This window comes from Candidatus Pelagibacter sp. RS39, assembly GCF_002101315.1.
Taxonomy (GTDB): domain Bacteria; phylum Pseudomonadota; class Alphaproteobacteria; order Pelagibacterales; family Pelagibacteraceae; genus Pelagibacter.
On sequence record NZ_CP020777.1, the window covers coordinates 876,752 to 895,878 of the forward strand.

Below are 19,127 nucleotides of genomic sequence, written 5' to 3' on the forward strand. Positions count from 1 at the left end.
GATTAATTTTTTTTGTTATCGTTATCTACGACTAAACAAATCTCAGATTTTGTCAAAAATCTTTTTCCAGTGCCATTATCTAAAGAAAACATTCCACCAATACCCTTAACTGCATCTATAGTTAAATCGGTATGTTTCCATTTTTCATATTGATCATCATTCATGTAAAAAGGCAGTCCACCAATTTCACCTAATTTTACATCACTTGAGCCAACCATATATTCATTTTTTGGATAGCACATTGGTGCACTTCCATCACAACATCCACCAGATTGGTGAAATAATAGCTCTTCACCATGTTGAGCTTTGAGCTCTTCAATTAATTTAAGTGCTGAGTCTGTTGCTTTTACTTTCATAAAAAATATGGCCCGTGATTCCTCACGGGCCATTATATATTAGTTTGTTTTTAAAAGAAGCCTAATTTCTTTTCACTGTAAGACACGTGAAGATTCTTCACTTGTCTGTAGTGGTTAAGCATCATTTTATGTGTTTCTCTTCCGATACCAGATTGTTTGTATCCACCGAATGCAGCATGTGCAGGATAAGCATGGTAACAGTTAGTCCAAACTCTACCAGCTTGTATTTCTCTACCCATTCTGTAAGCGATATTTCCATTTCTAGTCCAAACACCAGCACCTAAACCATAAAGAGTATCATTAGCAATTTGTAATGCTTCTGCTTCATCTTTAAACTTAGTTACTGATACAACTGGTCCAAAAATTTCTTCTTGGAAGATACGCATTGAGTTATTACCCTCAAAAATAGTTGGTTCAATGTAGTTTCCTTTTTCTAAACCACTATTGATTTTTGCAACATTTCCACCACATAGAACTTTGGCACCTTCTTTCTTACCTAAATCTAGATAAGATTTGATTTTTTCCATTTGTTCTAATGATGCTTGTGCACCAATCATTGTTTCCATTTTTAAAGGATTGTCTTGCTTAACAGCTTTTGTTCTAGCAATAGCTTTCTCCATGAACTTATCATAGATAGACTCTTGAACTAGCACTCTGCTTGGACAAGTACAAACTTCACCTTGGTTTAATGTGAACATTGCAAAACCTTCTAAACATTTATCAAAGAAGTCATCATCTTTTGCCATGACGTCTTCAAAGAAAATGTTAGGAGATTTTCCACCTAGCTCTAACGTAATTGGTATTAAGTTTTGAGATGCGTATTGCATAATCAATCTACCAGTTGTTGTTTCACCAGTGAAAGCAATCTTTTTGATTCTTTTTGATGATGCTAGTGGTTTTCCAGCTTCTAAACCAAAGCCACTTACAACGTTAACTACTCCTGGAGGTAATAAATCTCCAATTAGTTCCATAAGTAACATGATGGATGCTGGTGTTTGCTCAGCTGGTTTTAGCACTACACAGTTTCCTGCTGCTAAAGCTGGAGCAAGTTTCCAAGTTGCCATTAATAATGGAAAGTTCCAAGGTATAATTTGTCCAACTACACCTAGTGGTTCTGGAATGTGATAAGAGTATTCACTGTTACTGATTTCAGCAACTGAACCTTCCTCTGCTCTGATTACTCCAGCAAAATATCTCCAATGATCTATTACTAGTGGTAAATCAGCAGCCATACATTCTCTTATTGGCTTACCATTATCTAAACATTCAGCTGTTGCTAACACATTAAGATTTTTCTCAATGACATCTGCAATTTTGAGAAGAATGTTTGATCTTTCCGTAATTGAAGTTTTGCCCCAAGTTGGGAAAGCTGCGTGAGCTGCATCTAATGCTGCATCTACGTCTTTTTCATTTGATCGCGCAACTGAACAGATTACTTCATTTGAAATCGGAGATGTATTATCAAAATACTTTCCAGATTTTGGTTCTACAAACTTTCCATTTATGTAATTTCCATATTTTGCTTTAAATGGAAATTTAACTTTCAAATGAGAAGTATCCAATACAGATGACACTTTCATAGCTTCTGCACTCATTTTTTTTACTCCTCTTGTTTTTTTTATTGATTTAAGCTTATTATTTTTTCTAGATTTTTTTGAACGTTTCTTAGTCGCAGACTTTTTTGTCCTAACTTTTCTTTTCGTCTTTATTTTTTTTCTAGATGATTTGACCAATTTAATTTTTCTTTTCTTGGTCTTTGGCTTAGCTTTTTTCTTTCTTTGAGTAGCCATACTTAATTAAACTAGTAAATGAAGGTGCTGTCTATTTTTATAAAATTTTATTTACTACTTATAATTGAAAAAAATACTATATGTTGTATCTAAAAAAAAATGATCAGTATTTGTAGATATTATTAACAAAGATTTTTAATTTTAATTCTAGTATAAAGACTTTGCCGATTTGATCCTATTGCGGGCAATAACAGCTAAAATGGAAATCCCATAATAATCAATCTGCAGGCATTTGAACTATATTGTGCGCCTTGCATAAAGCTTAAGCACTAAAACAGTGAGGATATTATGGACATTAATTTTTTTAAACAAACAAGAATTTTAGATGGTGGCATGGGTCAGGAGCTCTTAGCTAGGGGTATGGAACCTAATGGAACTTTGTGGAGTGCGAATGCATTACTTCATGAGAAATATCATCAGTTATTATTGGATACACATTTAGACTTTATTAAGTCTGGTGCTGAAGTAATTGTAACGACTACATTCACAACTAGAAAGATTAGATTAAAAGATAATAATGTTGAAGATAAATATGAGTATTTAAATATTAAAGCAGGTGAAATAGCTCAAAAAGCAAAAAAACAATATCCTAAAACTTTTATTGCTGGTGGATTGCCGCCTCAATATTTAACTTATGAGGCTGATACAAGATCAGAAGAAGAAATAAAAGAGAATTTTTATAGTCAAGCAAAGCTATTAAACCCATATATTGATTTTTTCTATTTTGATGTCTTAAGCAGTGTAAGAGAATTTAAAATTGCTATAGAAAGTATAAAAGAATTTAATAAACCATATTTAATTGGAGCTCATATATCAGAGGGTACAAATTTACCTAGTGGTGAAAAAATTTCTGAAATTATTAACAAAATTAATCATGAAAAATTACTAGGAATAATTTTATCATGCATTTCCCCAGAAAATTATGATTTAAATCTTAAAGAAATAAAAAGTTTAAATATTCCATTTGGTTTCAAACTGAATGGTTTTGTTAAAACTAATCCAAAACCAAATTATACTGGAGCATACAATAAAAGCAAAACAGGAAATCCAAATGAATTTCTTGGAGTACGAAAAGATTTGACCCCAGAAAAAATGCTAGAGTTTGCAAAAAGATTTAAAGATGCAGGAGCTACAATAATTGGTGGTTGTTGTGAAACTACACCTTTGCATATTAAAGCTTTTTCTAAGCTTAAGTAGTTTTTTTGTAATCAGCTTTTCTTACAAAATAAATTCCGACTGAAACAGCTATTAAAGAAATTAACACTTTTGTGGTAATTAATTCTTTTAAAAATATATAACTTAAAATTGTTCCAAAAATTGGAATTAAGTATGATACTTGGGATTGGAAAATTAATCCATTATTTACTAAGATTCTAAATCTTAATAACCAAGCTATACCTGTTGAAACAAGACCTAAATATATTACTGACACAGTTGAGTCTAATCTTGGTGTTAGGTTCCAAGGTTGTTCTATAAAACAAACAAGTGGTATCAAAATTATTGTTGCCCAAATTAATATAGATCCAGTCACATTTTCATTTTTTTTCTTACTAATTTTTAAAGTAAGTACACCACCAACTACATAGCAAGTTGAACCTAAAAGTATTAGCAAAGCAGATATAAAGTTATTTTCATCGATTAACAGATTATCTGAAAATAAATAAAGTATTCCTGAGAATCCTATCAAAATCCCAAATGTTTTAATAAAATTAAATTTTTCATTTGTCGTATAAAAATGACCAAGCACAGTTGAACTTAAAGGTGTTGTAGACATTAAAATTGCAGCTAAGTTACTTTGAACTGATTGAACTCCATAAGCTATTAAAAAAAATGGTGCTACCAAGTTTATAAATCCTATCATAGCAAACCAGTGCCAATCTTTTGAGAAAGCTTCTATTTTAATATTTTTATAATAACAAAGTAATAAAACTGGAATAGCACCAAAGAAAACTCTTAAAAATGCAATGGTAACTGGGCCGTATGAGTATGTTGCAATCTTAATATTAAAAAAAGCAGATGCCCAAATTAATGCAAGTAAAACCAATAAAAGGTAATCAATAATTTTAGGCTGTCTCATTCAGTAATCTCTTCGATATGTCCGTTTGTAATTTTTTGTAATTTTGTAAAATCTATTTTAAATACGCAGTTTGGATGACCTGCAGCAGCATATAATGATCTAAATCTACTTAAAGATTTATCTATTAAAATTTCAATTTTTCTTAAATGACCAACAGGTGAAACCCCTCCAATAGTATAACCTGTAATATTTTTTACATCTTCAGCTGAAGCCATAGATGCATCCTTTATTTTAAGTAATTTTTTAATACTGTTTAATGAAGCTCTTTTGTCACCAGCAACTAAGCATAAAGTGAAGCTATTTTCAGTTTTAAAAAGTAAACTTTTTACAATTGCTCCTACCTCACAACCTAAAGATGAAGCAGCTTCATCGGCAGTTCGAGCAGAAGTTTCAAGAACAATAATATTTAGAGATTGATCAAATTCTTTAAGGATGTTTTCGACTCGTTTTACTGGCTCTTTATTTAATAAAGTCATTATTCAACTTTTAATTGTTAGTTAATTTGCTCATTACCTATTAAACTTATGTAAAAAATGCATAGGTGATATCAATTAAAAGAGCATTATTTATCAGTCTTTTTTTGTTATTACAACGGTCAGAATTATAAAGGAGAGATTATGAGTTCAAGCGATGTATTAAAAACTATTAAAGATAAAGATATCGAATACGTAGATCTAAGATTTACAGACCCTAGAGGTAAACTTCAACATGTAACCATGGATGCCAAAATGGTGGACGAAAAAATGTTGAATGAAGGAATTTTTTTTGATGGTTCTTCTATAGCTGGTTGGAAAGCTATTAATGAGTCTGATATGATTTTAAAGCCAGACAATTCCAGAGCGATTGTAGATCCATTTACATCTCATAATACATTAAATCTTTTTTGCGATGTTTTAGATGCAATTAAAAAGGATCCTTATGAAAGAGATCCTAGAGGAACAGCTAAAAAAGCTGAGGCTTATTTAAAAAGTTCAGGAATTGGAGATAAAGCATATTTTGGTCCTGAAGCTGAATTTTTTGTGTTTGATGACGTGAGATTCAAAAATGACATGAATGAAACCGGATTTAAAATAGATAGTAAGGAAGGTCCTTACAATTCAGGAAGAGAATATGAAAATGGCAACATGGGTCATAGACCAGGAATTAAGGGTGGTTACTTCCCAGTTCCACCAGTTGATAGTGAGCAAGATATGAGAAGTGAATATCTTAAAGCTATGAAGGAAATGGGAATTAAAGTTGAAAAACACCACCATGAAGTTGCCCCTAGTCAACACGAACTTGGAATGTATTTTGGAACGCTTGTAGACCAAGCAGATAACTTACAGCTTTATAAATATGCTGTACACATGGTTTCTCACTCTTTTGGTAAGACAGCTACATTTATGCCTAAGCCTGTCAAAGGTGACAATGGTTCAGGAATGCACGTTCACCAATCGATTTGGAAAGGTGATACTGCATTATTCTCTGGTGATAAATATGCAGGTTTATCTGATACAGCTTTACATTACATAGGTGGAATTTTAAAACATGCAAAAGCAATAAACGCTTTTTCAAATGCTACTACAAATAGTTATAAAAGACTAATTCCAGGATTTGAAGCTCCAGTTTTATTAGCTTACTCTGCAAGAAACAGATCAGCATCATGTAGAATTCCAATTACATTAAGTAAGAAAGCAGCTAGGTGCGAGATTAGATTTGGTGATGCGGCTGGTAATCCATATTTAACTTTTGCAGCAATGTTAATGGCTGGTTTAGATGGAATTAAGAATAAAATTGATCCAGGTAAATCTTTTGATAAGGACCTTTATGCTTTATCAGAAGATGAAGTTAAAAAAATTCCTACTGTTTGTGGATCTTTAAGAGAAGCAATGGAAAGTCTTGATAAAGATAGAGATTTCTTAAAACAAGGGAATGTATTTACTGATGATCAAATTGATGCTTATATTGCATTGAAGTTTGAAGAAATACACAATTTTGAGCACACACCTCATCCGATAGAGTTTGAGATGTATTACAGTTGTTAATTTTTATTGTCTAGTTTTAGCAATTTTATTTTTGCCAGAACCTTTTTTAACAATGTAATCAAGTGTTCCATTTGCACCAGTATCAACAGATTTAATTAGAGATCTTATAAAAGTTTTTCTCTTCTCTTTTCTGTCTTCACTGTTTAGCAAATTTCTAAATTCAAAGACGTTCATAAATAGGATATTACATATCTATGCGTTTATTGCAACTCTGATATGTTCAAAATGGGATCAAACTTTAAAAGACTCTCCGCAGCCACAACGCTCGGTTTCATTGGGATTATTGAAGACAAATGACGATGAAAAGTCTTCTTTTTTATAATCCATTTCAGTTCCTAAAAGGTACATAACTGCAGCCGAATCAATATAAACCTTTACTCCTTTGTCTTCGATCAATTCGTCATTTGGATTAATTTCCTTTGAATATTCCATAACATAAGACATACCTGCACAACCCCCTGATTTTACTGAAACTCTTACACCAACCGCATTCTTTTCAGCATTCGACATTATTTCTTTAATTCTTAAAGCTGCATTGTCACTTAATTTAATAATAGGGTTCATTACAAATTTAACTCCAATTTTGCTGCGTCTGACATCATGTCTTTATTCCAAGGAGGGTCCCACACCAATTCGAGATTTACATCATCTATTCCCTCTACTTGCATAGCACCCTCTTTTACCTCTTTCGGTAAACTTTCTGCAACCGGACAATTGGGTGTAGTTAAAGTCATTTTAATATCAGCCTTACGACCATTTACTTTTATATCATAAATTAAACCAAGTTCATATATATTCACTGGTAATTCTGGATCGTAAATTTTCCTGATTTCTTCAATTATTTTGTTTTTAATATCCATAATTATTTTTCTGTAGTTATTTCTTTTCCATCATTTTCCATTGCAGACACTAACGTATGCCATGATAAAGTAGCACATTTAACTCTCATTGGATATTGTTTTACACCTGATAAACACATTAATTTTGTTTTATCATCTTCTTTCAAAATATTATTTTTAAGTTCAGGGTTTTCTTTTATCATTCCTAAAAAATCTTCAATTATTTCTTTAGCTTCATTATCACTTTTTCCTTTTATCAAATCAGTCATTATAGAGGCTGATGCCATTGATATTGCACATCCACTTCCCTCAAAAGAAATATCTTCTACTTTTCTTTGATCATTTAATTTCAAATACACATGTACATTATCCCCACATAATGGATTATTACCCTTTGCATCTTTATTAAAATTTTCTGTTTTTCCTAAATTTCTAGGGTTCTTTCCATGTTCTAAAATTATTTCTTGATATAATTCTTTTAAGTTCATTTTAAATCAAATACTTTTTTACAATTATTAATACCTTCATTCAATTTATCTAAGTCATCTTTAGTGTTATAAACTCCTAGTGATGCACGTGCACTTGCAGGTATGCCTAATTTGTCATGAAGTATTTGACAACAATGATGACCTGCTCTTATAGCAACCCCAGTTTCATCTAGAATAGTTGCAATATCATGTGGATGAACTCCTTCTACAGTAAAAGATAATACTCCACCTCGCTCTTTAGGATTTCCAATTAATTTCACAGAATTATTCTTTTTTAAAATTTCTTGGCCGTATTCTATTAATTCTTTTTCATGCTTAATTACATTTTCAATTCCAATACTTTCCAAAAACTTTATTGATTCATTAAACGCAATGACTTGTGCTGTAGCCATGGTTCCGGCTTCATACTTATTTGGAAGATCTCCATAAGAAATCCTATCTTTTTTTACTTCATTAATCATACCTCCGCCCCCTTGATATGGTGGAAGTTGCTCTAACCATTTCTTTTTCCCGTACAAAACTCCAAGACCTGTTGGACCGTACATTTTATGACATGATATTGCATAAAAATCACAATCTAAGTCTTGCATATCTAATTTTAAATGTGGTCCTCCCTGACATCCATCTACTACGACGACAATACCTTTTGAGTGCGCTAATTGAGTTATCTCTTTGATTGGTAAAACTGCGCCAGTAACATTTGATAAATGAGTTATAGCTATTACTTTAGTTTTTTCTGTAATTTCTTTCTCTATATTTTCTATTGGTATATCCCCATCTTCATTAATCTCTGCAAATTTTATTTTAATATTTTTTGATTTTCTTAAAAAATGCCATGGAACATAATTTGAATGATGCTCTAATTCTGTAATTAAAATTTCATCATTAGGTTCCAAGATTGCTTGACCCAGGGTATTAGCTACTAAATTCAAGGCCTCCGTAGCACCTTTGGTAAATACGATCTCATTTTTATCTTTTGCATTTATATACTTTTGAACAGAAGTCCTTGTATTTTCATATAAATTTGTAGCTGCTACAGCTAAATAATGAATACTTCTTCCTACATTTGAAAATTGCTTAGAGTAAAAATCATTTATTCTATCCAGAACTACCTTGGGTTTTTGAGATGAATTAGCGCTATCCAAATAAACTAGATCATTATTTTGAATTTTTTCATCAAAAATTGGAAATTCTTTTTTAATGTTATTTATATTCATTTAATCCAATAATATTTTTTATTAAGTTTTTTATTTCTAAGTCAGTGATTTTTTCAACAACATCTAATAAAAATCCATTAATTAAAAGTTCTTTAGATTGTTGATAATTCAAACCACGAGACATTAAATAAAAAATTGAATTTTCATCCAAGCTACCGGATGCTGATCCATGAGAGCATTTTACGTCGTCAGCATAAATTTCTAATTCTGGTTTTGCATTAAACTCAGATGTTTCATCTAATAGTATTGCTTTGCTTAATTGATACCCATCAGTTTTTTGAGCTTTTGAGTTTACAAATATTCTTCCTTGATATGCGGATTTTGAATTTCTTCCAAGAACACTTTTAATAAGCTGATAACTTTTCGTGTTCTCCACTAAATGGTTGATTGTAGTTCTAATTTCGTGTTGTTGATTTTCTTTTAACGAAAATACTCCATTTATAAAAGCAGAGGAATACTCACCATTGAGATTGCAATTAATTTCATTTTTTAAATAATCTGAGCCAGCAGATAATATAAAAGTTTCTGAAACACTATTATTACCTTGTTCAATATTATTAAAAGAATATGTTAAATTATCATTTCTAAATTTATCAATTTTATAATTTTTAAGAATTGAGTCTTTTTTTAAATCAAAATTATAAAAAATATTAATAAAATTTTTTGTTATGTTATTAGCAAAATAATCAATAAGTTTTAGACAGCTATTTTCACCTAATTCAAAGTCTAATCTCAAATTGATATTAGTGGACTTTATACTATCGTTTGTTGAATGATAAATTATCAAAGGTTTTTTAAGAGAATAATTTTTTTTAACCAGAATTTTAAAAACTTTATCAGTAAATGCACTATTTAAATCAATTAATGAGTTTTCATAATCAAATGATATATCTTTTTTTGTCTCATCACTTATTTCAATTTTATTTTGGTCTTCATGATTAAAATCAATTTTTTCAATTCTTCCATTTAAAAAAATAATCTTATTGTGCTCCAAGCCATCAACAAAAGTAGATAGATCAATCTTATTTGATTGCGAGTAATCAATAAAATAACTTAAATCACTAATATTTTTTTTAATGATCTGACTTATATCTAAAAACTTCCAATCTTCTTGCTTTCTATTTGGAAAACCACTCTCTATAAACTTATTTAAGAAATCTTTTTTTAATTGAATTTCCTTATTAGAAAATTTTGAATTTTTCACTATTTTGTCAAAATCTGATTGTAATTGTTCACTCATTTAATTAAAACTTTCGTATCCTTTTTTTTCTAATTCAATTGCTAATTCTGGACCACCAGATCTAATTATCTTTCCATTCATTAGAACGTGAACAAAATCTGGTTTGATGTAATCCAATAATCTTTGATAATGGGTAATGATTAAAAAGGAATTATCTTTATTTCTTAAAGTATTCACTCCATCAGCAACTATTTTTAATGCATCTATATCCAATCCTGAATCTGTCTCATCTAAAATAGATAATTTAGGGGCCAACATAGACATTTGTAAAATTTCATTTTTCTTTTTTTCTCCACCTGAAAACCCAACATTTAATTGCCTATTTAGTTTTTCTTCATCAAACTTCAATTCTTTGGCTTTTTCTTTTACAAGTTTTAAAAACTCGATCGCATCTAACTCTTTCTCACCTCGTGCTTTTCTTATTGCATTTAAAGAAGTTTTTAAAAATATATTTGTATTTACACCTGGAATTTCTAATGGATATTGAAAAGCCAAAAATATTCCTTTGTGTGCTCTTTCTTCGGTCTCAAGATCAAATAAATTTTTATTTTCAAATAAGATTTCACCTGATACCTCGTACCCTTTTTTTCCTGATAGAATGTTGGATAATGTGCTTTTTCCTGAACCATTTGGACCCATAATTGCATGAACTTCGCCAGGATTTATATTTAATGAAAAACCCTTTAATATCGATTTGTTTTCAACATTCGCATTTAAATTACTAATTTTAAGCATTAACCAACGCTCCCCTCTAAGCTAATACCTACAAGTTTCTGAGCTTCGACTGCAAACTCCATTGGTAATTGTTGCAGCACTTCCTTACAAAAACCATTAACAATTAATCCTACAGCTTCCTCAGGATTAAGTCCTCTTTGTTGGCAATAATGTAATTGTTCTTCACTTATTTTTGATGTCGTAGCCTCATGTGCAATATTTGAGTCAAAATTTTTATTCTTAATATATGGAACTGTATGTGCCCCACATTTATTTCCCATTAATAAAGAATCACATTGTGTATAATTGCTTGAATTTTTAGCTTTTGAATTAATATCTACTAAACCTCTATAAGTCATATCAGAGTATCCAGCACTTATTCCTTTAGAAATAATTTTACTCTTAGTATTTTTTCCTAAATGAATCATCTTTGTTCCAGTGTCTGCTTTTTGATGATTATTGGTAATTGCTATAGAATAAAACTCACCAATTGAATTATCACCTTTTAAAATACAGCTTGGATATTTCCAAGTTATAGCTGAACCTGTTTCAACTTGCGTCCAAGAAATCTTAGAATTATTCCCTTTACATAATCCTCTTTTAGTAACAAAGTTATAAATTCCACCTTTACCATTTTCATCACCTGGATACCAATTTTGTACTGTTGAATATTTTATTTCTGCATCGTCTAAAGCGATTAATTCAACATTTGCTGCATGTAATTGATTTTCATCTCTCATTGGAGCAGTGCATCCTTCGAGATAGCTAACGTAACTTCCTTTATCAGCGATAATTAATGTTCTTTCAAACTGTCCTGTCTCTGATGCATTAATTCTGAAATAAGTTGATAGCTCCATAGGACATTTAACGCCCTCAGGAATATAAACAAACGACCCGTCTGTAAAAACAGCAGAGTTTAGTGTGGCAAAGAAATGGTCAGTAACAGGGATTACGGTGCCTAAATATTTTTTTACTAGATCAGGATGATTTTGAATTGCTTCTGACATTGAACAAAAAATTATTCCATGCTTTGTTAATTCACCTTTAAAAGTAGTTGCTACTGAAACAGAGTCAAATACAGCATCGACTGCAATTCCATTCAGTCTTGCTTGCTCTTGTAATGGAATTCCAAGTTTTTTATATGTCTCTAAAAGTTTAGGATCAAGCTCATCTAAACTTTTTGGTTTATCTTTCATGCTTTTTGGTGCTGAATAATAATATAAATCTTGATAATCAATCTTAGGATATTTTGGTTTTTGCCAATTTGGTTCTTTTAAAAGTTTTAATCGCTCATAAGCCTTTAACCTAAAGTCTAACATCCATTGCGGTTCTTTTTTAATATTAGAAATAAACTTAATGACGTCTTCGTTTAAGCCTTTTGGAGCTTTAATATTTTCTATATCGGTAGTAAAACCGTATTTATAATCTTTTAACTTTTCTATGTCTTTTTCTCTAGTATCCATTTTTAAATTCTTCTTTCAGTATTGTCTTGAATAAGATCTTCTAAACTCTTTTTTTCAAAAAAATCGTTAATATGGTTTTCAAGCTCGTCCCATAAGTTATGAGTTAAACATTTTGTAGATTTACCGTTGCACCCTTTTTTAGACTCTTTTTTGCACTGAACAGTTTTAACTTTTTCATCAACAGCATCAAAAATATTAGTAAGTTTTATCTCTTTAGCTTTTTTGTTTAAAACATATCCACCTTGATTTCCTCTAACACTTTGAACAATCTCTTTTTTTCTGAGTTTAGAAAAAATTTGCTCCAAGTAATCAAGGGATATTCCTTGTCTAAGTGAAATGTCTCTAAGTGATACTGGGTTAATATTGTTGAACCTAGCCAGATCCACTAAAGCCATTACCGCATATCTGCCTTTAGATGTAAGTTTCATAATCCTTTATTTTACTGGGTATATATAAACCCGACTAAAATAGTCAAGTATCTATCAGAAAAAAATACTAACATTTTGTCACGTACATGTGTTAAACGTAATTTTTTTTTGAGAATAATTATCAATATCAAATATGGATAATAAAATTTTAGAAATATTTATTCCTGGCCCTGCTGGAAGACTCGAAGCAAAATATTTTAAAAGTAAAAAAAATACTTCACCTATTGCTTTGGTCTTGCAACCTCATCCTCAATATGGAGGTACAATGAATAATAAAGTTGTTGTCGAAACTTTTCATGCTTTTATGGAAAATGATTTTTCTGTGTGTCGGGTAAACTTTAGAGGTGTTGGTAAAAGTGATGGAGAATTTGATAATGGACAAGGAGAGCTAGCTGATGCTGCAGCTGCATTGGATTGGTTAGAAAGAGAAAATTTTGATAACTCACAATGTTGGGTATCAGGATTTTCTTTTGGTTCTTTAATAGCAATGCAGTTGTTAATGAGGAGACCAGAGATAAATAGATTTATTGCAATTTCACCTCAACCTAATGTTTATGATTTTTCTTTTTTATCACCCTGTCCTTCTTCAGGTTTGATGGTTTATGGAAAAAAAGATGAATTAGTGCCTTTTGAGTTTATTAAAGATTTAGATAATAAACTTAGCGCACAAAAGGGGATTAAAGTAGAATTTCAAACTGTATCTGAAGCAAATCATTTTTTTACAAAAAGTGAGTCTGAATTAAATAAATGTTTAAATAAGTATATTAAAAAAGAAACTGCGCTTTATTAAAAATTTTTTAAAATATCACCACCAGAAATAGCTTTTTTACACCTTGTAGTGCTTGGAAATGAAATTGGTAATTTTAAATATGATCTTATAGATAGATAGGCAAAGGCTTGGGACTCTATAAAATTCCCATCAAAATTATAGTTGTCTATATCATTTATAATTATATTTTTGTTTACTAAATAATTTTCAATTGATTGCATCAAAGATTTATTTTTTCTCCCTCCTCCACAAAATATACAATGATAAGAATTAGCGTCATTTTGTTTATTAATTTTCCTTAAACCATCAGCAATCAAATATGCAGTAAATTTTGTTAATGTCGCACACCCGTCTTCAAATGATAAACCTTTAACAAATGATGTATCAAAATCTTTTACATCCAATGATGTTTCATAAGATTTAAACTCAAAGTTATCTATTGCTTGATTCAAAATTAAATCATCAACTTTTCCAATATTTGCATAATTTCCATCTTTATCAAATTTTAAATCTTTATTTTTTCTTACCCAATCATCTATCAAACAATTTCCTGGGCCCACATCATAAGCAAAAAATTTTATTGAATTATTTATATCTTCTTTGATTTGAGTGATATTTGTAATTCCTCCGATATTAATTATGTTTATTGGTAATTTAAGTTTAAAATTTTTTTGGATAATTTTTGAAATCAAATTATGAAATATTGGTGTAAGTGGAGCCCCTTGACCTCCATGATTTAAATCATTTTGTCTAAAATTGTTGATTACAATTTTTTTAAATAAACTAGATAAAAGTCTTCCATCTCCTAACTGTTTTGAAATTTGAATTTTTGGATTATGGAAGACTGTTTGGCCATGAAAACCTATTAAATCAATATCTTCATTAATCTCTCCAATCACTTGATTTATTAAGTGGCTGTTGAATAATGTAAATTTTTTTTCTACTTCATTGATCTCTATAGAATGAGTTTTTAAGTCTGTAAAATTGCTAATTTTATCTCTTAAACTAATTAATTGCTTGTAAAGTCCATCATCAAACTCTTTATAAGTATCATAAATACTGGAAAATTGATCATAACCATCAGATTTTATTACAGACAAATCCACTCCATCCATTGATGTACCGCTCATCAAACCTATTGAGGTAAATATCTTTTGTTTCATTATTATTTTTTTTTAACAAAATTTGTATATTGTAGAATTATACGCTTATGAATAAATTTTTAAAAGAATTTAAAGACAGAGGCTACTTTTATCAATGTACTGATGAAAATGAGTTATCTTCATTATTGGATAAAAAAAAGATTAAAGCCTACATTGGTTTTGATTGTACAGCTGAAAGTTTACATGTTGGCAGTCTCCTACAAATTATGTGTTTACGAATGCTCCAGAAACATGGACACCAACCAATTGTATTATTAGGTGGAGGAACCACAAGAATTGGAGACCCGTCTGGTAAAGATAAAACACGAAAAATTTTAAGTGAAGATGAAATTGAAAAAAATTCTAAAAATATTGAAAGAATTTTAAAAAAATTTTTAGATACAAGTGATAAAAATGTAAAACCAATATTTGTTAATAACTATGAGTGGCTCAAAGGTTTAAATTACATCTCTTTTTTGAGAGATATTGGAAAACATTTTACAATAAATAAAATGCTAACATTTGAAAGTGTAAAAACAAGGTTGGATAGAGAACAATCTCTAAGTTACATGGAATTTAATTATATGATTTTACAAGCTTACGATTTTTTAGAACTTAATAAAAAAGAAAATTGTTTATTGCAAATCGGTGGATCTGATCAATGGGGTAATATTATTAATGGCGTAGATTTGATTAAAAGACATTCTAATCAACAAACATATGGTTTAACTACTCCTTTAATCACGTTAGCGACAGGTGCTAAAATGGGAAAAACTGAAAATGGAGCAATATGGTTGGATGAAAAATTTTTGTCACCATACGATTATTGGCAATTTTGGAGAAATATAGATGATAGAGATGTGTCGAAATTCATGAAATTTTTCACAGATTTAAGTATTGATGAAATAGAGAAAATTAAAGAAAAAAATATTAATGAACAAAAAATTGTTTTAGCAAATCAAACCACTTCTATGCTTCATGGTGAACAAGAAGCGAAAAAAAGTGAAGAAACAGCAAAAAAAACTTTTTTAGAAAATTCAATGGGTTCTGCATTACCTTCTGTTTCAATTAAAAAAGATCAATTGAATGATAAGTTAAGTATTGTTGATTTAATAATTCTTTCCAAGTTAGAAAAATCTAAAAGTGAGATAAGAAGATTGATTAAAGGTAGTGGTGTTAGAATTAACAATCAAATTATTAATGATGAGAAACTAATAATCAGTGAAAAATTATTTAAAGATAATACAATTAAACTCTCCTTGGGTAAGAAAAGACATATCAAAGTTGAAATAAACTAATTTTTTTTTATTTTTTCAAGAGTTCTTGTGATGAATCTTGGTGTAAGAGTTTTCACAGGGTTTACAGTTGTTTTTAATTTATTTGGGGGACCCTTTATCTTAAAACTCACACCAAAAACACCCTCTCCAACTTTCTTTCCCACTAAAATATCTCCAAGAAGAGGAATGGAGGATATAGTTCTATTAATTGTTGTTGCTGGAACCATAGTTCCTCTAAGACTAACCAAATCATCACTTTCAATATATCCTTCCATCAATAAAGAGATAGCGGGACCGATGGCATATAACTCTTCTATTCTCATAAGATCATTCTTATTGGAAAATTTCATTTCAAAATCTGTAAATCTTATTCCCTCGCCAGTTAATAAGTCAGCGATACCTTGAAGAGATGCTAATGTTAATAATTTTGCTAAAGCTGGCACTTCTTGTACTTTAAAATTATCAATTATTAATTTTGAATTAGAAACATTGTTTTGTTTAATGGAATAAAAATCTAAATTGCCTTCCTCAAAACCTTTTATAAATTTGTACCTATTAACAAATGGCTTAGCTAAATCAGAATAAAGAGTTGTAATTTTTTCATTTGAAGTAGATCTTATAGTTAAATTAATCCTCTGATTATTGGAAAAATCTCCAGCTAAATTAGCATCAATTACTTCACTATTGTTGAATGTTAAATATCCACCTAAATCTTCTATAGGATGATCTTTATCAAGGAATGCTTCTTCTATCTTTACATTTAGTTTAAAATTTTTAGAAAAAATTTTTTTGCTCTCAGAATTTTTATCATCTTTCAATAAATCATCTATAATTTTAGTGGCATTAAAACTATTAGATTTTAATAAATAATCTTTATCTCTTTTTTTGATTGATGCATCATTTTTTAATAAGTCATTATCAAAATAACTTAAATCTACGTCGCTAATAGATTTAATTTTATATTTCTTCGATAATAATAAGTTTTGAATTTCAAATTTATTATTTTTTTCTTTTATTGAGATATTTCTAAAATTAATTTCATTTGATAAAAGATTTTTAACTCCAAGAATAACTATTTTTAATTTATTATCTTGATTTTTTTCATAATTCAAAAAATTTAGATTAAATGGGTTTTTCTTGATTTCTAATGAAGTATCAAATTTTAAGTTTTTTTTTGATTTAGAAAAATTATACTTAATATTATCTTTTTCTTTTTGGATTAAAATATTTCCATTACCGATGATACTTAGTAAATTTTCTTTATATTCAATTTGTATTTGGTGATCTGACAACTCAATTATATCGTTTGATTCTGGAAAAAACTCTTTCAAATATTTTGAACTTACAACTTTAGAATTTTTTAAATTCATTGAGGAGTCTATTTTAAAATCATCTATCTTGTATTTATTATCAATTTTGAATGAAAAAATATTTGATAAATCAAACTCAGCTGATTTGATCTTTAGATTAGAAAAATCTATATTTAATAATTGATTAATCTTTTTATTATCTAAAACTAAATTTTTACTATTATTTTTGCCTGAAACTAAAAATTTATTTTTTTGTTTTTTGATATTTAATTCTGGAAAGGTCAAATCATTATTATCATATGATAAATTTATATCTTTAAATTCAAATTTATTATTTTGAAGATTAAAGATAAGACTTATTTTTGATAAATTTATTTTTTTTAAAGGTTTAATCTCACCATCTTTTACGAATCCTTTTATAATAAAATTATCTTTAATATTGCCCTTTTGATCAAATTTAAGATTTATGTCTGCTATCAAATATCCTTTTTTCACAAACTTTTCCAATATGTAAATTTGAGGGCTATCCTTAATAGATCTTATAAATGAAATTAAATTTTTAATTTCGATTGTCCTAGTAGTTATATCTAGTTCAGACAGCGAAAATTTATTATTTATGAATGTTTTAATGTTAATATAAGTCCTGATACTCTCTAGTTTAATTAATTTATTTCTATTCTTTAAATTTGCCCCGACAGTTTTTAACACTAATTTAAATTTTAAAGGATCTAAAATGATATTTATTTTATCTAAATCTAGCTCTAATTGATTATCAATTTTTTTTACTTCTTTAGATATTTGATCATTAAAAATATCTGTTTTAATGCCAATGATACTTAAGTAAATAATAGAACCAAAGACTAGTAATAATGTGAATATTAAAAATCTAAAAATTATTTTTTTCATTAAATTTGATATAAAGATTTCTCTAAAAAAGCATCAATGTCGCCATCTAAAACTTTATCTGGGCTTGTGCTTTCAAAGTTTGTCCTGTTATCTTTTACCAATCTGTAAGGTTGAAGCACATATGATCTAATTTGATGTCCCCACCCTATATCAGATTTAGAAGCCTCATTATTTTGATTTACTTCATCTTTTTTTTTCATTTCAAAGTCATAAAGTCTTGCTCTAAGCATATTCATGCAGGTTTCTTTATTTTTATGTTGAGACCTTTCGTTTTGACATTGCACGACTATTTTTGATGGGATATGTGTTATCCTAACAGCGCTGTCAGTTGTGTTAACATGTTGTCCACCAGCACCACTTGAACGATAAGTATCAATTCTCAAATCTTTGTCTAATATTTCAATGTTCAAATTTTCATCAACGACTGGATAAACCCAAATACTTGCAAAACTTGTGTGTCTTCTAGCTCCTGAGTCAAAAGGAGATATTCTTACAAGTCGGTGAATTCCAGACTCCTTTTTAAGCCATCCAAACACATAATCCCCCTGAATTTTTATGGTGGAGGATTTTATTCCTGCCTCCTCGCCTTTATGCTCGCTTATTAAATTACATTTATAATTCTTGTCATCTGACCATTTCATATACATTCTTCTTAACATATTGGCCCAATCTTGACTTTCTGTGCCGCCAGCACCGGCATGAATTTCTACATAGCAATCAAATGAATCTGCCTCATCTGATAGAAAACATCTTATTTCGTTTTTCTTAACTTTTGACCTTAATTCTTTAATACTTTCTATAACTTCTTTTTTTACATTAAGATTATTCTCGTCTGTAGCTAAAGAGTAAAGGTCATCTAAATCCTTAAGTTGATTGATTGAGTCTTCGTAAGAATTAATTAAATCCTCAAAAAGTTTTTTTTCCTTAATTGTTTTTTGAGAGTTTGCTTTATCTTGCCAAAAATTGGCACCAAGCATTTTTTTATCTATATGTTCCAGTTTTGAGTAAATCTTATTTTTTTCAAAGATACTCCTTAACTCTTTGGTTAATTTTTTCGATTTCTTTTTTAAGGTCTAAATATTTATCG

Annotated in this window: 20 protein-coding genes and 1 riboswitch; of the genes, 4 read left to right on the forward strand and 16 right to left on the reverse strand. The window is 29.2% G+C overall.

Annotated features, from left to right (window positions below; all coding sequences use genetic code 11):
* Positions 1-2: 2 nt before the first annotated feature.
* Entirely contained in the window at positions 3-356 is a 354-nt protein-coding gene (locus B5L73_RS04745) for a DUF779 domain-containing protein (RefSeq protein ID WP_085148594.1), read from the reverse strand.
* Between the two features lie 50 nt (positions 357-406).
* Positions 407-1,936, reverse strand: a complete 1,530-nt coding sequence (locus B5L73_RS04750) for an aldehyde dehydrogenase family protein (protein WP_085149641.1) — start codon at positions 1,934-1,936, stop codon at positions 407-409.
* Between the two features lie 427 nt (positions 1,937-2,363).
* Positions 2,364-2,431, forward strand: a riboswitch (SAM riboswitch).
* A gap of 3 nt (positions 2,432-2,434) precedes the next feature.
* On the opposite strand from B5L73_RS04750, the gene B5L73_RS04755 reads away from it, so the two are divergent.
* Positions 2,435-3,343: a homocysteine S-methyltransferase family protein gene (locus tag B5L73_RS04755; RefSeq protein WP_085148597.1), complete on the forward strand. Its 909-nt coding sequence runs from the start codon at positions 2,435-2,437 to the stop codon at positions 3,341-3,343.
* Here B5L73_RS04755 and B5L73_RS04760 read toward each other — a convergent pair.
* Positions 3,336-4,223: a DMT family transporter gene (locus B5L73_RS04760; protein WP_085148599.1), complete on the reverse strand. Its 888-nt coding sequence runs from the start codon at positions 4,221-4,223 to the stop codon at positions 3,336-3,338. The two genes, B5L73_RS04755 and B5L73_RS04760, sit on opposite strands and share 8 nt — an antisense overlap.
* A complete protein-coding gene (locus B5L73_RS04765) occupies positions 4,220-4,699 on the reverse strand; it encodes a YbaK/EbsC family protein (protein ID WP_085148601.1) in 480 nt (159 codons plus the stop codon). The genes B5L73_RS04760 and B5L73_RS04765 overlap by 4 nt, the downstream gene beginning before the upstream one ends.
* A gap of 141 nt (positions 4,700-4,840) precedes the next feature.
* On the opposite strand from B5L73_RS04765, the gene glnA reads away from it, so the two are divergent.
* Positions 4,841-6,247 (forward strand): type I glutamate--ammonia ligase, encoded by a 1,407-nt coding sequence (glnA, locus tag B5L73_RS04770; RefSeq protein ID WP_085148603.1) that lies wholly within the window; start codon positions 4,841-4,843, stop codon positions 6,245-6,247.
* A gap of 3 nt (positions 6,248-6,250) precedes the next feature.
* On the opposite strand, the gene B5L73_RS06485 is transcribed toward glnA, so the two are convergent.
* From B5L73_RS06485 to B5L73_RS04810, 9 genes are read right to left on the reverse strand one after another with little or no spacing between them, the layout of a single operon-like run.
* Positions 6,251-6,421 (reverse strand): hypothetical protein, encoded by a 171-nt coding sequence (locus tag B5L73_RS06485; RefSeq protein WP_198150114.1) that lies wholly within the window; start codon positions 6,419-6,421, stop codon positions 6,251-6,253.
* Between the two features lie 57 nt (positions 6,422-6,478).
* Positions 6,479-6,811, reverse strand: a complete 333-nt coding sequence (locus tag B5L73_RS04775) for a HesB/IscA family protein (protein ID WP_085148605.1) — start codon at positions 6,809-6,811, stop codon at positions 6,479-6,481.
* Positions 6,811-7,107, reverse strand: coding sequence for an iron-sulfur cluster assembly protein (locus tag B5L73_RS04780; protein ID WP_075535734.1), 297 nt, complete (start codon positions 7,105-7,107; stop codon positions 6,811-6,813). The genes B5L73_RS04775 and B5L73_RS04780 overlap by 1 nt, the downstream gene beginning before the upstream one ends.
* A gap of 2 nt (positions 7,108-7,109) precedes the next feature.
* Positions 7,110-7,574 (reverse strand): Fe-S cluster assembly sulfur transfer protein SufU, encoded by a 465-nt coding sequence (gene sufU, locus B5L73_RS04785; RefSeq protein WP_085148608.1) that lies wholly within the window; start codon positions 7,572-7,574, stop codon positions 7,110-7,112.
* A complete protein-coding gene (locus B5L73_RS04790; protein ID WP_085148610.1) occupies positions 7,571-8,791 on the reverse strand; it encodes an aminotransferase class V-fold PLP-dependent enzyme in 1,221 nt (406 codons plus the stop codon). Before B5L73_RS04790 ends, sufU begins: the two co-directional genes overlap by 4 nt.
* Entirely contained in the window at positions 8,778-10,031 is a 1,254-nt protein-coding gene (locus tag B5L73_RS04795; protein ID WP_085148612.1) for a SufB/SufD family protein, read from the reverse strand. Before B5L73_RS04795 ends, B5L73_RS04790 begins: the two co-directional genes overlap by 14 nt.
* A complete protein-coding gene (gene sufC, locus B5L73_RS04800; RefSeq protein WP_085148614.1) occupies positions 10,032-10,766 on the reverse strand; it encodes a Fe-S cluster assembly ATPase SufC in 735 nt (244 codons plus the stop codon).
* A complete protein-coding gene (gene sufB, locus B5L73_RS04805; RefSeq protein WP_085148616.1) occupies positions 10,766-12,208 on the reverse strand; it encodes a Fe-S cluster assembly protein SufB in 1,443 nt (480 codons plus the stop codon). Before sufB ends, sufC begins: the two co-directional genes overlap by 1 nt.
* 2 nt (positions 12,209-12,210) lie before the next feature.
* The gene (locus B5L73_RS04810) at positions 12,211-12,636 is read right to left on the reverse strand and encodes an Rrf2 family transcriptional regulator (RefSeq protein WP_085148619.1); all 426 of its coding nucleotides are present in this window, start codon (positions 12,634-12,636) and stop codon (positions 12,211-12,213) included.
* Between the two features lie 145 nt (positions 12,637-12,781).
* Here B5L73_RS04810 and B5L73_RS04815 point away from each other — a divergent pair, with 145 nt between their 5' ends.
* Complete coding sequence (locus B5L73_RS04815; RefSeq protein ID WP_445082226.1) at positions 12,782-13,426, forward strand: alpha/beta hydrolase; 645 nt, start codon at positions 12,782-12,784, stop codon at positions 13,424-13,426.
* Here B5L73_RS04815 and B5L73_RS04820 read toward each other — a convergent pair.
* Complete coding sequence (locus tag B5L73_RS04820) at positions 13,423-14,568, reverse strand: anhydro-N-acetylmuramic acid kinase (protein WP_085148625.1); 1,146 nt, start codon at positions 14,566-14,568, stop codon at positions 13,423-13,425. The two genes, B5L73_RS04815 and B5L73_RS04820, sit on opposite strands and share 4 nt — an antisense overlap.
* Before the next feature lie 47 nt (positions 14,569-14,615).
* On the opposite strand from B5L73_RS04820, the gene tyrS reads away from it, so the two are divergent.
* Positions 14,616-15,845, forward strand: coding sequence for a tyrosine--tRNA ligase (gene tyrS, locus B5L73_RS04825; protein WP_085148628.1), 1,230 nt, complete (start codon positions 14,616-14,618; stop codon positions 15,843-15,845).
* Here the strand turns inward: tyrS and B5L73_RS04830 are convergent.
* Both B5L73_RS04830 and prfB read right to left on the reverse strand, forming a co-directional pair.
* Positions 15,842-18,040 carry an AsmA-like C-terminal region-containing protein gene (locus tag B5L73_RS04830; RefSeq protein WP_085148631.1) on the reverse strand — a complete coding sequence of 733 codons (2,199 nt, stop codon included), beginning with the start codon at positions 18,038-18,040 and terminating at the stop codon, positions 15,842-15,844. The genes tyrS and B5L73_RS04830 overlap by 4 nt on opposite strands.
* A complete protein-coding gene (gene prfB, locus B5L73_RS04835) occupies positions 18,040-19,068 on the reverse strand; it encodes a peptide chain release factor 2 (protein WP_085148634.1) in 1,029 nt (342 codons plus the stop codon). The genes B5L73_RS04830 and prfB overlap by 1 nt, the downstream gene beginning before the upstream one ends.
* Between the last annotated feature and the right edge of the window lie 59 nt (positions 19,069-19,127).

Excerpts from the sequence above, each read along its gene's own strand:
- B5L73_RS04745 (WP_085148594.1), bottom strand. The coding sequence starts at position 356 with ATGAAAGTAAAAGCAACAGACTCAGCACTTAAATTAATTGAAGAGCTC.
- B5L73_RS04750 (WP_085149641.1), bottom strand. The coding sequence starts at position 1,936 with ATGAAAGTGTCATCTGTATTGGATACTTCTCATTTGAAAGTTAAATTT.
- B5L73_RS04755 (WP_085148597.1), top strand. The coding sequence starts at position 2,435 with ATGGACATTAATTTTTTTAAACAAACAAGAATTTTAGATGGTGGCATG.
- B5L73_RS04760 (WP_085148599.1), bottom strand. The coding sequence starts at position 4,223 with ATGAGACAGCCTAAAATTATTGATTACCTTTTATTGGTTTTACTTGCA.
- B5L73_RS04765 (WP_085148601.1), bottom strand. The coding sequence starts at position 4,699 with ATGACTTTATTAAATAAAGAGCCAGTAAAACGAGTCGAAAACATCCTT.
- glnA (WP_085148603.1), top strand. The coding sequence starts at position 4,841 with ATGAGTTCAAGCGATGTATTAAAAACTATTAAAGATAAAGATATCGAA.
- B5L73_RS06485 (WP_198150114.1), bottom strand. The coding sequence starts at position 6,421 with ATGAACGTCTTTGAATTTAGAAATTTGCTAAACAGTGAAGACAGAAAA.
- B5L73_RS04775 (WP_085148605.1), bottom strand. The coding sequence starts at position 6,811 with ATGAACCCTATTATTAAATTAAGTGACAATGCAGCTTTAAGAATTAAA.
- B5L73_RS04780 (WP_075535734.1), bottom strand. The coding sequence starts at position 7,107 with ATGGATATTAAAAACAAAATAATTGAAGAAATCAGGAAAATTTACGAT.
- sufU (WP_085148608.1), bottom strand. The coding sequence starts at position 7,574 with ATGAACTTAAAAGAATTATATCAAGAAATAATTTTAGAACATGGAAAG.
- B5L73_RS04790 (WP_085148610.1), bottom strand. The coding sequence starts at position 8,791 with ATGAATATAAATAACATTAAAAAAGAATTTCCAATTTTTGATGAAAAA.
- B5L73_RS04795 (WP_085148612.1), bottom strand. The coding sequence starts at position 10,031 with ATGAGTGAACAATTACAATCAGATTTTGACAAAATAGTGAAAAATTCA.
- sufC (WP_085148614.1), bottom strand. The coding sequence starts at position 10,766 with ATGCTTAAAATTAGTAATTTAAATGCGAATGTTGAAAACAAATCGATA.
- sufB (WP_085148616.1), bottom strand. The coding sequence starts at position 12,208 with ATGGATACTAGAGAAAAAGACATAGAAAAGTTAAAAGATTATAAATAC.
- B5L73_RS04810 (WP_085148619.1), bottom strand. The coding sequence starts at position 12,636 with ATGAAACTTACATCTAAAGGCAGATATGCGGTAATGGCTTTAGTGGAT.
- B5L73_RS04820 (WP_085148625.1), bottom strand. The coding sequence starts at position 14,568 with ATGAAACAAAAGATATTTACCTCAATAGGTTTGATGAGCGGTACATCA.
- tyrS (WP_085148628.1), top strand. The coding sequence starts at position 14,616 with ATGAATAAATTTTTAAAAGAATTTAAAGACAGAGGCTACTTTTATCAA.
- B5L73_RS04830 (WP_085148631.1), bottom strand. The coding sequence starts at position 18,040 with ATGAAAAAAATAATTTTTAGATTTTTAATATTCACATTATTACTAGTC.